10 protein-coding genes are annotated in these 12,949 nt (G+C 68.5%); 3 read left to right on the forward strand and 7 right to left on the reverse strand.

Annotated elements, in window-relative coordinates; translation table 11 throughout:
- Window positions 1-27: 27 nt before the first annotated feature.
- The gene (locus QRM96_RS12775) at window positions 28-1,362 is read right to left on the reverse strand and encodes an MFS transporter (protein WP_018760081.1); all 1,335 of its coding nucleotides are present in this window, start codon (window positions 1,360-1,362) and stop codon (window positions 28-30) included.
- Window positions 1,363-1,612: 250 nt separating this feature from the next.
- On the opposite strand from QRM96_RS12775, the gene QRM96_RS12780 reads away from it, so the two are divergent.
- Window positions 1,613-2,347, forward strand: coding sequence for an IclR family transcriptional regulator (locus tag QRM96_RS12780; protein WP_018760082.1), 735 nt, complete (start codon window positions 1,613-1,615; stop codon window positions 2,345-2,347).
- Between the two features lie 31 nt (window positions 2,348-2,378).
- Here the strand turns inward: QRM96_RS12780 and QRM96_RS12785 are convergent, their stop codons facing one another.
- From QRM96_RS12785 to QRM96_RS12800, 4 genes are all read right to left on the reverse strand, one after another.
- Window positions 2,379-3,719, reverse strand: a complete 1,341-nt coding sequence (locus QRM96_RS12785) for an MFS transporter (RefSeq protein ID WP_109045039.1) — start codon at window positions 3,717-3,719, stop codon at window positions 2,379-2,381.
- Window positions 3,720-3,802: 83 nt separating this feature from the next.
- On the reverse strand, window positions 3,803-6,904 hold the full coding sequence (locus tag QRM96_RS12790; protein WP_285319906.1) for an AAA family ATPase: 3,102 nt from the start codon (window positions 6,902-6,904) through the stop codon (window positions 3,803-3,805).
- On the reverse strand, window positions 6,901-8,079 hold the full coding sequence (locus QRM96_RS12795; RefSeq protein ID WP_285319907.1) for an exonuclease SbcCD subunit D: 1,179 nt from the start codon (window positions 8,077-8,079) through the stop codon (window positions 6,901-6,903). The genes QRM96_RS12790 and QRM96_RS12795 overlap by 4 nt, the downstream gene beginning before the upstream one ends.
- 57 nt (window positions 8,080-8,136) lie before the next feature.
- A complete protein-coding gene (locus QRM96_RS12800; RefSeq protein ID WP_285319908.1) occupies window positions 8,137-9,156 on the reverse strand; it encodes an MIP/aquaporin family protein in 1,020 nt (339 codons plus the stop codon).
- Between the two features lie 208 nt (window positions 9,157-9,364).
- On the opposite strand from QRM96_RS12800, the gene QRM96_RS12805 reads away from it, so the two are divergent.
- Window positions 9,365-10,444: an ADP-ribosylglycohydrolase family protein gene (locus tag QRM96_RS12805; RefSeq protein WP_285319909.1), complete on the forward strand. Its 1,080-nt coding sequence runs from the start codon at window positions 9,365-9,367 to the stop codon at window positions 10,442-10,444.
- On the opposite strand, the gene QRM96_RS12810 is transcribed toward QRM96_RS12805, so the two are convergent.
- Window positions 10,425-10,904, reverse strand: coding sequence for a DUF4395 domain-containing protein (locus QRM96_RS12810; protein ID WP_026264232.1), 480 nt, complete (start codon window positions 10,902-10,904; stop codon window positions 10,425-10,427). The two genes, QRM96_RS12805 and QRM96_RS12810, sit on opposite strands and share 20 nt — an antisense overlap.
- A gap of 80 nt (window positions 10,905-10,984) precedes the next feature.
- The gene (locus tag QRM96_RS12815) at window positions 10,985-12,052 is read right to left on the reverse strand and encodes a 3'-5' exonuclease (protein ID WP_285319910.1); all 1,068 of its coding nucleotides are present in this window, start codon (window positions 12,050-12,052) and stop codon (window positions 10,985-10,987) included.
- Between the two features lie 98 nt (window positions 12,053-12,150).
- Between QRM96_RS12815 and QRM96_RS12820 the strand changes: the two genes are divergently transcribed.
- Entirely contained in the window at window positions 12,151-12,945 is a 795-nt protein-coding gene (locus QRM96_RS12820; protein WP_285320037.1) for a DedA family protein, read from the forward strand.
- The last annotated feature ends 4 nt before the right edge of the window (window positions 12,946-12,949 follow it).

A 12,949-nucleotide genomic window follows, 5' to 3' on the forward strand; every position in this document is an offset into this window, starting at 1 on the left:
GACCGGCGAGCCGGCCACGCAACGGTGTTAGTGGTGGCTGCTGACGCCCAGCGGCCGCCCCTTGGTTTCCTTGGCCAGCACCACGCCGAGGGCGGAGATGACGCACAGGACCATGATGTAGATGCCGATCGAACCGGCCCACTTGGTGGACTGCAGCAGGGACTCGGCGATGGTGGCGGCAAAGGCCCCGCCCAGGATGGCGCCAAAGGCGTATCCAATGGAGATGCCGGAGTACCGCACTTCGGCCGGGAACATCTCGGCGTACATGGCGGACATGGGGCCGTAGGAAAGGCCCAGGCCAACAGTCAGGACGAACAGGGCCACCCCATACAGGACGATGTCTTTGGTGTCGATCAGCGCGAACATGGGGATCATCCAGGCGAACACGATGGCGTAGCCGATCAGGAACGTCTTGACGCGGCCGATCCGGTCGGACAACCAGCCGCCCACCAGCGTGAAGATCAGCCAGCCGAAGGAGGCCAGGGTGGTGGCGAGCAGGATCTGCGGGGTCGGCATCTTCAGGGTCTTGGTGGCGTAGGAGATGAAGAAGGCGATGAGCAGGTAGCCGGCTGCGTTGTTGCCGATGAAGATCATGGTCGAGTAGAGGACGGGCTTCTTGTGGTTGCGGACCAGTTCACCCAGGGGCGCCTTACTTTCCTTCTTCCGCAGTGCCATTTCCTGGAAGACCGGGCTCTCAGCCACAGCGCGGCGGATCAGGTAGCCCACCACGATCAGCACGATGGACAGCAGGAACGGCACCCGCCAGCCCCAGGCTGCGAAGTCTTCCTTGGACATGCCGGTGTTGAGGAAGAACAAGAGGCCGGTGGCCAGGATCATGCCCACCGGGACACCGATCTGCGGGTAGGCGCCGAACAGGCCGCGGCGGTTCAATGGTGCGTGCTCAACGGCCATCAGCGCGGCCCCGCCCCATTCACCGCCGGCCGAGAAGCCCTGGATGATCCGCAGCACGATCAACAGGACTGGGGCCCAAGCCCCGATCTGCGCGTAGGTGGGGAGCACGCCGATCAGTGCGGTGGCCGCACCCATCATCACCAGGGTGAAGACCAGCATGGCCTTGCGTCCCAGGCGGTCGCCGAGGTGCCCGGCAATGACGGCGCCCAGGGGTCGGAACAGGAAGCTGATGCCGATGAGGGCGAAGGACAGGATCTGCGCCAAGCCCGGGTTGGACTCGTTCAGCGGTGCAAGGAACAGCGGCGACAGCAGCGTCGCGGTCAGCTGGGCAAAAATGAAGAAGTCGTACCACTCGATGGTGGTGCCTACGAGGGTGCCCGCGAGGACTTTGCGCTCTTCAGTCCGGCTGCTGGGGCCGGCGGGTGTGTCCACCTTGGAAGGTGTGGTCATTTAAACTCCATTGTTTTTATTGGGCAGCGGTGCCGCCCGGACGCCTCAGGATTACCGACAGAACGGTCAGTTAGTTAGCAGGGTACTACGAAAACGTGATGCGGGACACGGAAGGACCGGCCTGGGTGGGGCCCGCCACCGATTGCGTGTTCGATAATGGAACTCACTGTTCGTATAGAGGACAATACAGTCACGACGCGGCGAGGACAAGGGTCCTGTGCCCGCAGTTTCGGCAACCTAGGATGGACACATGACTCCTCCCGCCGCAGCGCAGGCCGGAGCGGCCCTGCCGCAGGCTTCCCCGTCCCAGACCCTGTCGCGCGGTATCCGTGCCCTCGAGATCCTGGCGGCCGCTCCGGGACCGTTGACCATCGCCGAGCTTGCGGACGCCATGGGTGTCCACCGCTCGGTCGCCTACCGGATCCTGCGTACCCTGGAGGACCATTCGCTCCTGGTGCGCGACGATGCGGGCCGGGTGCAGCCCGGCCCGGGCCTCGCGGTCCTGGCCCGCGGCGTCTCCCGCAACCTGCAGAGCGCCGCGCTTCCTGAGCTGACCCAGCTGGCAAACTCGCTGAACATGACGGCCTTCGTGGCCGTGTGGGACCACCATGACTGCATCACCCTGGTCACGGTCGAACCGCGGCACTCCGGAGCCACTGTGGCCCAGCACCCGGGAACCCGGCATCCCATCAACGCCGGGGCACCCGGGATCGCCATCCAGTCCGCCCTGACGGAGGCCGAGTGGAACAGGCTGGGGACCGGGATTCCCTACCGTCCGGAGGCCACCGAGGCGCGCCGGAAGGGATACTCCGCCAGCCATGACGAGGTCATCGCCGGAGTTTCCTCCCTGGCGGCGCCTGTCCGGGTGCCCGGCGGCCGGCCGGCCGCCCTCGCCGTCGTCTACATCCGGTCGGCCCACGACCCCGAGGCCGTGGGTACCGCCATTGCCGAGAGCGCGGCCCGGATCGAGAGCCAGCTGGCCTGAGCCGGTGGACCGCCGGCCACGGGTTCGGCCGTCAGCGCCGCCGGCGGAGTGCGACGGCGGTCCCCGCACCAAGCAGCGCCAACGCTGCGGCCGCGCACACCGGGACCAGGAACGCCGCGCCGGCCCCATGGATCTGGGCCAGCTGCCCGCCAATGGCTGAGCCCACCGCCGTACCGGCGACAATGCCGCTGGCCAGGCCGGTCATCACGGTGCCCAGGCGGCCGGCGGGAGCCAAAGTGCCGCCGACGGCAAACACCGTGACCATGACCGGCCCGACCGGAAGCCCAAGGACCAGCAGGACTGCCGCCATCATGGGCAGGGACGATGGCAACAGCAGCAGGACGGCAAGCGCGGCCATGATGACTGCGCACACCACCCAGCGCAGGGCCAGGCCTGCCTTGCGCGGCCAGTAGGCAACCGAGAGCGCAGCGGCCGCAGAGCTTAGGCCCATGACCGCGTACAGCAATCCCGCGATCTCCGCACCCGCCAGGCCGGCGGAGAAAGCACTGAGGGCCGCTTGGGTGGACCCAAAGAACGTGCCCATGCAGACCATCGCCACCACGGGCAGTGCCACGGCCAAGGGCAGCTTTCGGGATGTCTCAGCGCCCGCGCCTTTCCTGCCCCGGGCGTGCCGGGTGACCGGCACGGCCCGATGGGTGGGGTGAACGGCAAACGCCGGGACAAGCGTGATGGTCAGGGCAGCGGCCAGGGCCAGCGGCAGCCAGGGCGCCACCAGGCTGGCAAGCGCCCCCACGAGCGCGGGCCCCAGGACAAAAGTCACTTCGTCAGCAGTACTTTCGTAGGAGAGCGCGGTGTCCAGGTCGCGTTGGCCGCGGACGTCGGCGCCGGCACCGGCCGCGGCACTTGTCAGTGACATCCACCGGACCCTGGCCAGCGGACCCACCTGCGGGCACGTTGCTCCGGCAGCAAAGGCCGCTGCCAGGACTCCCAGCGGGAATCCGCCGGTTTTTCCGGCGGCAAGGGCGGCCAGGACCAGCACCAGCACGGCCACTGTGTTGAGCACTGCCGATACCAGCAGCACGGGGCGTTGTCCACGCCTGTCGGCCAGTGCCCCAAGGAAGGGAGCGCCCAGTGCCGAGCCAATGCCTACTGCGCCGGCGGCCGTCCCTCCGACGGCAAAGGAGCCGCTGACGGAGGTCACCAAGGTCAGGGTGCCGACGGTCAGCATGGCCAGCGGCAGCCGCGCGAAAAGTCCCAGCGGAAGAAAAGTCTTGCCGGCGAGTTCGGGGAGGCGCGCGAAGCGGCCTGCTGCCGTTCCACCGGAATCCCGGGCAGAGTCGTCCCTGGCGGAAGGGCCCGTGCTTCGGGCCGGAGCGTCGCGGGTGGTTGAAGGGGTGGTGTGAGGTGTCAATTCCGGGCTCGTTCAATCCATGCGCATCGTCCCTCCTCCCGATGCGCGCAACCCGGTAACGCGGTTCAGTATATCCGCCGGGGTCAGGAAAGTGCGTCCACGCTTTCAGATATCCGCAGCGTGGAGCCGTTCCGGCTCTTGAGCACCTGCAGCTGGGTGGCAATCCGCTGTTTCATCTCGGCCACATGGCTGACCAGCCCCACCACGCGGCCGCCGTCGCGGAGGCCTTCGAGGGCGTCCATGACTTGTTCAAGGGACTGTTCATCCAGGCTGCCGAAGCCTTCGTCAACGAACAGGGTCTCAATTTCAACGCCGCCTGACTCCTGCTGGACCACATCCGCCAGGCCCAGGGCCAGCGACAGCGACGCCATAAAGGATTCGCCGCCGGACAGTGTGGACGTGTCGCGGCGGAAGCCCGTCCACTGGTCCACCACTTCAAGGCCCAATCCCGATTTAGCACCGCGGGCCGCCTTGGCATCGGTGTGCTGCAACAGGTAGCGGCCATCGCTCATGGCCACCAGGCGCTCCGATGCGGCGAGGGCGACCTGTTCCAGCCGCGCGGCCAGGACGTAGCTGTTCAGGCTCATCCGGTAGGTGTTCTCCCCCCTGCCCGCGGCCGCTTCGGCCAGCCCGGCGAGCATCTGTGCCCGCTCGGCCGGTTCCCGGGACGAGGACGCCAGGTCCTCATATTCCGCCGCTATCGAGGTAAGGGCCGCCAGGCACCGGCGGGCCAGTCCTGCGGCGAGATCAGCCTCCCGGGCGTCATGGTGCGCGGCAGCAGCCTGGCTGCGGAGTACCTCGAGCCGTTCATCGTCGGGTATGAAGCCGTCTCCTGCTTCGGCCATGGCCAGCACCAGGTCCTCCGACTCGAACAGCCCGGCTACCCGGGCAGCTTCTTCCCCGGCCGTGCGGACCTCAGCTTCGAGTGCTGCCACTTCCGCAGCTCCCAGCAGTTGGCTGCGAACCTCGGCGGCAGAGGCGAAACCCGCCCCCGGCAGGGCAAGCTCGAGGTTCTCCTCCGCTTCGGCGGCCTGCGCCCTGGCGGTGTCCAGCCGTGATTGCGCTTCAACAGCTTTGTCCAGGACCGCCACGGCGTCTTCAAGGACCCGCAGCCGCCGGTTCAAGGTGCGGTGGTTTCCGCGCAGGCCGGCAAGGGCCCCGTCCAGTGCGGCAGCCTGTTCGGCGAGGTCGGCGAGCAGGACAGCGGTGTGGGACAGCTCAGCCTCCGCGTCTGACAGCGCGGAGCGGGCCTGTTCGATACCTGCATCGAGTGCCTCCAGCCGTTGCCGCTGTTCCTGGAGCTCTTCCGCGGCCTGTTCGGCGGCCTCTGCCGCAGCCAACGCCTCCTCGGCCCCTGTGCGGGCCTCGGCCACGGGGATGGTCCCGCCTTGTCCGGCGAGGACGGCCACCGTTTGCTCGGCTTCGGCGCGTTCGGCGCTGACAGCGCCGTGGGCTGCCTCGGCCGCTTCATAGGCGGCGTGGGCCTCTTCCTCGGCCTGGGCCAGCGACGGTCCTTCCGTGCCGGATCCCGCCGGCGCCGGATGTTCTCCGCTTCCACAGACCGGGCAGGGCTCACCGGCCACCAGTTTGGCGGCAAGCTCGGATGCGGCGTTGGCGAGCCGGACCTCCCGCAGGTCCAGCCACCGGCCTTTCGCCTCCAGCAGGCTTTCCCGTGAGTCGTCGTATCGGGCGTTCACGAGGTCCCGGCCCTTCATGGCCGTCCCGTACCGCCGGACGACGTCGAGAAGTTCCGTGGCAGCGGCCGCCTCCTTGCGGCGGAGCGCGGCGTCGGCGGCACGGGGCTCCAGCTGGCCCATGGTTCCGGCCAGCAGCTCCCGGTCCGCCAGCAACTGCGCAACCCGGCTTCCCAGCGTCTCCACGTCCAGCCTGACTCCGTCCTGCCGGCCGGCCAGGCTGCGGTGGCGCCCATACAGCTCCTGCAGCCTCTGCTCATCCGGCAGCCGTGCTTCGACGACGGCCAGCAGCGACCGAAGCCGGGCCAGCTCCTGGGCGGCCCCCGGCACGATTTCCGCCGTATTGTGGCCTGCGGAGCCCTTGTGGGTTTGGACCGGCGGCACGGCGGCTTCATCCGCGCCCAAGTTGAGCTGGGCGAGTTCGGTACTGTCCGCGGCAGCCATCCTGAGGAGGGTCATGGCGGCCTCAGCGGCGCCCCCGGCGCTTTGCACTTTGCCGGCCGCCGCATCCACCGCGCGCAGCTGTCCCTGGAGGACTTCCGCCTCGCGGTGCCGGCCCAGCCGGGCAGCGAGTTCTTCCTGCCGTGCTGCCCCGTCCTTCACGGCCTGCTGCCGCACGGTGGCCGCTTGGAGTTTGCGGGCCCGCTCGTGCCGTGCGGTTTCCCGTTCCACGTCACTGCGGCGTTCCTGGCTGAGGGATGTCGCGCCCGCTGCGTGCTCCGTGAGCTCTGCCAGTCGCGCAGCAACAGCGGCCTGCAACCAGCCAAGCCTGCCGGCGGTATCCTCTGGCGCCGGTGCCGCCTCCTGCGGGAGCTGGAGCGGCGCGGCCTCGGCTTCGGCACGGGCCGCCAGCACACCCAGCTGGCCGACCAGGGCGGCAACGTCTTCCCTGGCCGCGGCGGCCTGGCGGGACAGTTCCTGTTCCAGGGCTTCAAACCGCTGCGTCCCGAAGAGTTTCTGCAGCAGGTCAAGGCGGTCCGCAGCTTTGGACCTGAGGAACGCGGCGAATTCCCCCTGCGGCAGCATGATGACCCGGGTGAACTGTTCACGGTCCATGCCCAGCAAAGCCATGATCTCTGCTCCGGCCTCGTCATTGCGGGCAGATTTTTCCACCCAGGTTCCGCCGACGCGTTCACGGAGCAGGGTTTTGGCCTGCTGGGTGGTGAAACCGTTCCTGCCCCGTGCACTGGGCTTGTCCCATGCGGGCGAGCGGGTGACCTCGAAGCGGCGCCCCTGGGCGGAGAATTCGCAGGTTACGGCCGGCTCCTGGCCGGGCTCCGCATGGTCGCTGCGGAGCCGCTTGCCGTCCTGCCGGGCACCCGGAACGGATCCGTACAGGGCAAAACAGATGGCGTCGAGGACGCTGGTCTTGCCCGCACCGGTAGGCCCGTTCAGCAGGAACAGGCCGTGGGCGCTGAGCCGGTCGAAATCGACGTCTTCTGTTCCGGCGAACGGGCCGAAGCCTGAGATGCGCAGATGGTGGATCCTCACCGCGAGGCCTCCAGCAGGCGGACGTTCTCCAACGCGGCGGCGAGCGCCTCTTGTTCATCCTGGTCCGCGCTGCGCCCGCGCACGTGGTCCAGGAAGCCGCAGCACACGGCGAGGTCGTCCGGGGCGTGGGCAAGCCTGCTGCTGTAGCTTGCCTGGTCCGGGTTGTTCCCGCCTTGCGGGTCGAAAGCCAGGACCAGGGTCTCAGGGAACCGCGCACGGAGCCGCTCCATCGCCCGCACGGGACGCTGGGCATCAGTGAGGGTGACCTGGCAGTAGGCGGTCTCGGCCCAGGCATGCCCGGGCTCAACAAGGAGCTCGGCCAGGGTGCCGCGCAGCACAGCGAGGGTTCGCGGGGCATCCCACTCGATCTCCTGCACCGAGGTGACTCCATCCGGCTCCAGGTCCACGAGCCAGGCACCTTTCCGCTGCGTGGACTCGGAAAAGGAATAGGCCAGCGGGGAGCCCGAATAGCGCACGCGCTCAGACAGCGCCTGGCGTCCGTGGAGATGGCCGAGTGCGGTGTAGCCGAATCCGTCGAACAGGTCCAGGGGAACGGCACCCACGCCGCCGATGCTGAGGTCCCGCTCGCTGTCCGAGCTGATGCCGCCGCTGGCGAAGGTGTGGGCCAGGACCACCGAATGGACGGTGGCGGCGGTTGTACGCCGTGCGATGTCGGCCCGGATAAGGGCGGTGGCCGCCCGGGTCACCTCGAAGTGGCTTGCCGTTTCCACGCCCAGCTGGTCGGCAACGAGCCGGGGTTCAAGCCAGGGAATGCCGTACAGGGCCAGGACGGCGTCCCGGCCCGCGGCGTCCTGCCCGAGCGGCAGCAGCAGTGGATGGTCAAGCTCAGCCACCTTGGTGCGCAGGTGGACTCCCCCGCGTTCCAGCAGCCGTGAGGCGAAACCCAGCCGGATTGCGGAGTCGTGGTTGCCACTGGTGATCATCACCTTGGCTCCGGCGGAGGTGAGCCTGACCAAGGCGTCATCGAGCAAGTGGACCACGTCCACCCCTGGCAGTGCCCGGTCGTAGACATCGCCGGCAATCAGGACGACGTCGATGCGCTCCCGTTCCACCGTTGCCACCATCTGGTCGATGAAGGCCCGCTGGGCGTCCAGCATGCCAACGCCGTGGAAGGACCGGCCCAGGTGCCAGTCCGAGGTATGAAGTAACCGCATATAGCTACGCTATCGGCAGCCACTGACAGTGGCGGAAACCGCCGCGGCCCGGACTGATCAGGATCGCTTGCCCTCGAAGAATTCCTGGGCCTCGCTGACGTTGCGTGCCTGCCCCTCCGGTGCGGCAGTGCGTGCCGCCGGGAGTTTCGGCTCCGCACGCGGAGCGTCGGCGTCATCGTCGATCCGGGACTGGACCGGCGAAGACCCGGCCCCGGCGTCCCCGCCACCTGTTTCCACACTCGCGTCGTCGTCGTGGTCGGCAGCGTCCGCCGCTGCGGCGCTGTGCGGGGCGTCAGCCGTGCCTGAAATCCGGAACACCAGGCCTGCGATGGCGGCGCCGGCCAGCGGGGCCACCAGGAAAACCCACACCTGGCCCAGCGCCGCACCGGAGCTGAAAACGGCAGAGGCGAGGGCCCGGGCGGGGTTGAAAGGCAGGTTGCCGACGGACTGGCCCACCTGGAGCAGCGACGCGAAGGACAGGCCGACGGCAACGGCGGCAACCGTCCGGCTGCTGCCCTCCACGCCGGCGTTATCGCGCAGGCCGCCGTTGTCCCGGCCGGCAGCGCCCAGGAAGATTGCCACGATGATTGCGGCTCCCAGCAATTCCAGCAGCACAACCGCGGCAAGGGGTGCCTGGATGAGGGAATGGTCGCCGAAGCCGGCGGCCACCGTATCGAAGGCGGTCCGGCTGTCGGGAATGCCGGGCAGGGTACGCAGGATGCCGAACAAGGCAAGGGCACCCACCAGGGCGCCCACGAGCTGGGCGGCGGCGTACGCTGCGGCCGCCCCGGCCCGGATCCGGCCGGCCAGGAGATGGCCCAAGGTGATGGCCGGGTTGAAGTGGCCACCGGAGATATGCCCGAAAGCGAGCATGGCGGCCGTGATGGCGAGGCCGGCAGCCAGGGCCGCGGGTACCGGGCTGGACTGCGGAATGCTGAACAGCGGTACGCCCAGCCCTGCCACCGCCAGGAAGAGGCTGCCGAAAGCCTCGGCTGCCAGGCGGGGCAGCAGTGCCCGGCTGGCGGGATCCGTGCCGCCGGGCTGCAGTGCGTCGCGGGCTGGGACAGGGGTGCTCATGGCTGGACCTTCGCTCGTCGGGTGCTTTCTGGGGTTGCGGAGCCGCCCCGGCCGGCAGGGGCGGCGGGCAGCGCAGGCAACCCGAGCAGTATTCCAGCCCAGTCTGGGCGTTTGCTGGACACCTGCTGTCCACACCCGCTTCCCGGTTCCCCACTGCCGGACGCGCCCCCAACCGTTCGGAGTGCGTCCGGACGGTAAATTTGTCTCCATGAGCATCGACCACGGCACGCCCACTCCCCAGTCCCGGATCCACGGCTCCCTCTTGGGCGGGGCCCTGGGCGACGCGCTGGGCTACGCCGTGGAGTTCGATTCCATCGACGAGATCCGCCGGCGGTTCGGCGCCCACGGCCTGACAGACTTTGAAGACCTCTCCGGCCCCTGCCATTTCTCCGACGACACGCAATTGACCCTCTACACCGTGGACGGCCTGGTGGAGGCGCTGGAGTGGGCCAACTCCGGTGTGGGCGCGGACGTGAATGCGTGTGTCTGGCTGGCCTACCTGCGCTGGCTGGCCACTCAGGGCATAGACGCCGGGCCGTCCGCACCGGCTCCCCAGCCGCGCTGGATCGACGGCAACGACGTGCTGCGGCAGCAGCGCCACCCGGAGCAGGACTGCATCAGCGGCCTGGCCACCGGTGAGATGGGAACGTCGGTGCGGCCCGTTAATCCGGACTCGAAAGGTGCCGGCACGGTGATGCGCTCGGCGCCGTTCGGGTTGATCCCGCACATCTCGCCCGAGGCGGCCTATAAGTTGAGTTCCGATGCCGCGTCACTGACCCACGGCCACCCCGCAGCACGCCAAAGTTCCGGTGTCTTCAGCCTCCTGATCCACCGCCTGGTCGCCGGAGAGGAGCTCCGGGAAGCCGCCGCCGCCGTGACCGCGCACGCGGCCACCATCCCGCACGTGGCACCGGAGCTGCCCCACCGGCTTGAAGCGGCCCTGCGGCTCGCAGACACGGCAGTTCTTCCGCCCGAGGAACTGATCCAGGCACTGGGCGAGGGCTGGTTCGCGGAGGAGGCTCTCGCCGTCGCACTGTACGCCGTCCTCGCCACGCTTCCGCCCGGGGGCGCCCCGGTGCTGCCGGAACAGCACTTCCGGGACGCCATGGCCGTGGCGGTGAACCACAGCGGCGGCAGCGACACCGCCGGCTCCCTGGCGGGCAACATCCTGGGCGCCTGGTACGGCGAGGACTGCCTGCCCGCCCCATGGCTCGGCGCCTTGGAAGGCCCGGAGGTGGTCCGTGGGATGGCGGATCAGCTGGTGCGGGTCACGACCGGCGAAGGCTGATGTTGCTGCAGGCCTCGCAGACATCCTCGGGGATCACTCCGCGGCGCTGCAGGAAGCCGAAAATCGTGCAACCCAGGCAGAATCCGGCAAACGCTTCAAGCGATGCCGCGACTACCAGGATCCCCAGCAGCAACCACGCTGCCAGGCCCAGGCCGGACGCGAAGAGCAGCAGGGCGGCCGTGGAGACGGCCGCGCCGATGCCCTGGGCAAAGCGCTTTGGCGGCCCGGGAACGAGCTTCACCTTTCCCAGCCGCGGGGTGATGACCTTCACGGAGAGGACGGCCAACGGTGAGATCCGCGGGCCGAAGAGCAGCCGCAGCCAGAACCCGACGGCGATGGCCAGCAGGCCCCACACGGAACCAGTCACTGCCGTGACCACCGAGAGCAGTACCACCAGGGCGGCCGTGGTGCGGGCCGCGTACTCGTTGACCGGGTTGGGGAAAGCGAACAAGGAGCTCATCACGCAAGGCTAGGAGGGTAGCGCCCGGCGGCCAAGATTTGTTGCGCCCGATGAACCCGGGAGGATACCGCGAGGCCGCCTCAGGCGTTGAGGGCCGCCGCGAAGGCATCCGCTCCGGCGGGTTCGGTGCGGGCGTTCAAGCGGGCCCCGGGGACGGCTGCACTGCCCACCATCTGCAGGAACTCGCCCTCGGACAACACCTCGATGGCCTGCCCGCGGTCATGGAGCTCCAGGACACGCCGTGCCTTCCCGGTCAACCGTCCGGAGCGAAGGTCCGAGGCCACAAACCCATCCCCCACCACCAGGACGGTGGTGCGGCCGGTCACCCGGCTCTCGGTTCGGGCACCGTGGTGGGCCGACCGGAGTTTGGCGTCCGGGCGGCCGATGGAAAGCTGCCCGGTGAATACGACGGTCTGGCCGTACAGCGGGTGGCCGGGCTCGGCGTCGGCGTTTGGTTCGGGATTGAGCCCTTCTTCGGGCCAACCGGACTGGAACCGCCGCACCAGCGCCGCGCCGTTGCCTGAGGCGCCGGACATGGCCGCCAGGCTGGGCTTCGACACTTCGCCGGTGGCGGGATCAAACGCCTGCTGGCGCGGCATGGCCAAACCCAGGGACAGGTACAGTTCGGCGATGCTGTTGGCACCGTTGCGGGCTGCAATGTCGATCAGGATGCCGGCGCAGGCCCGGGCATCCTCCGCAGCATCGTGGTGGTTCACCAGCGGCACGCCCGCTTCCTCTGCGGCAAAGGGAAGCGAATTGGAGACCAGCGAATAGCAACGGCGCGACAACATGACCGTGCAGACGTAGTCGTAGGCCGGGCCCGGCAGCCCTGACACTTCCAGCGCAGAGCGGATGACGCCCAGGTCGAAGGCTGCGTTGTGCGCGGCCAGTACGTCCTCGCCGATGAACGCCCCGATTTCAGGGAACAGCTCCCCGAACCGCGGCTGCACCGCAACGTCGGCAGGGGTGATTCCGTGGATCCGGACATTGTGGTGGTCAAAGTGGTCGTAGCCGGCCGGCGGCCGCATCAGCCAGGAGGCCTCGTCGACAATTTTGCCGCCCCGTACCTTTGTCAGGCCCACCGAGCAGGGGGAGCCCCGGAAGCCGTTGGCTGTTTCGAAGTCGATCGCCGTAAAGTCCAAACCCACGGCCCCCACCTTACCGCCGACGGCGGCCCCGGGCCGGCAGGGACAGGCCCGGGAGGCGCAGGCCGGTCAAGTACGCTTGAGGGGTGAACTTTCCTGTGATGAACCACCTCGCTGTGTCCATGCTGGGCGGCGCGGGTCCGGTGCAGCCGCCAATGGCCTCCTTCCTGCCCGACTGGCTGAACCCCCAGGTCTTCCTGGCCGATCCGGCGCTCGCCCCCTGGGTGGTCCTGCTGGTATGCGGCATCGTCTTCGCCGAGACCGGCCTGCTGGTGGGATTCTTCCTTCCCGGCGACTCCATGCTGTTCACTGCCGGCCTGCTGGTTGCCACGGGCACCATCAAGTTCAACATCTGGCTCCTGGCCCTGCTGATCGTGGTCTCCGCCATCATCGGCAACCAGGCGGGATACCTGATCGGTTCCAAAGCGGGCCCTGCCCTCTTCAACAAGCCCGACTCCAAACTCTTCAAGCGCGAGAACGTCGAGAGCGCGCACGCGTTCTTTGAAAAGCATGGCGGCAAGGCGCTTATCCTGGCCCGTTTCGTTCCCATCATCCGGACCTTTGTCCCCGTGATCGTCGGCGTGGCGCAGATGAGCAAGCGCAAATTCTTCATCTATAACGTCATCGGTGCGGTGCTCTGGGGTGGCGGCGTGACACTGCTCGGGTTCCTGCTGGGCGACACCGTTCCGTGGGTCCGGGACAACCTGGACATCATCTTCATCGCCATCGTGCTGGTCTCCGTCGTGCCCATCGGCATTGAACTCCTGCGCGGCATGTCAGCCAGGCGCCAGGCGCAGGCCTACGGCACCGACGCCGTCGACGAATTTATCGAGGAGCACGGACCCGAAGCGGAGCAGAAGACTCCGCGCAAGCTCCCCGGCGGCCGGCAGGAATAGTCCG

This window comes from Pseudarthrobacter sp. lyk4-40-TYG-27 (assembly GCF_030209295.1).
GTDB lineage: Bacteria > Actinomycetota > Actinomycetes > Actinomycetales > Micrococcaceae > Arthrobacter.

Bases quoted from the DNA above. Each gene is read 5' to 3' on its own strand.
- QRM96_RS12775 (WP_018760081.1), bottom strand. From the start codon at position 1,362: ATGACCACACCTTCCAAGGTGGACACACCCGCCGGCCCCAGCAGCCGG.
- QRM96_RS12780 (WP_018760082.1), top strand. From the start codon at position 1,613: ATGACTCCTCCCGCCGCAGCGCAGGCCGGAGCGGCCCTGCCGCAGGCT.
- QRM96_RS12795 (WP_285319907.1), bottom strand. From the start codon at position 8,079: ATGCGGTTACTTCATACCTCGGACTGGCACCTGGGCCGGTCCTTCCAC.
- QRM96_RS12800 (WP_285319908.1), bottom strand. From the start codon at position 9,156: ATGAGCACCCCTGTCCCAGCCCGCGACGCACTGCAGCCCGGCGGCACG.
- QRM96_RS12805 (WP_285319909.1), top strand. From the start codon at position 9,365: ATGAGCATCGACCACGGCACGCCCACTCCCCAGTCCCGGATCCACGGC.
- QRM96_RS12810 (WP_026264232.1), bottom strand. From the start codon at position 10,904: ATGAGCTCCTTGTTCGCTTTCCCCAACCCGGTCAACGAGTACGCGGCC.
- QRM96_RS12820 (WP_285320037.1), top strand. From the start codon at position 12,151: ATGAACCACCTCGCTGTGTCCATGCTGGGCGGCGCGGGTCCGGTGCAG.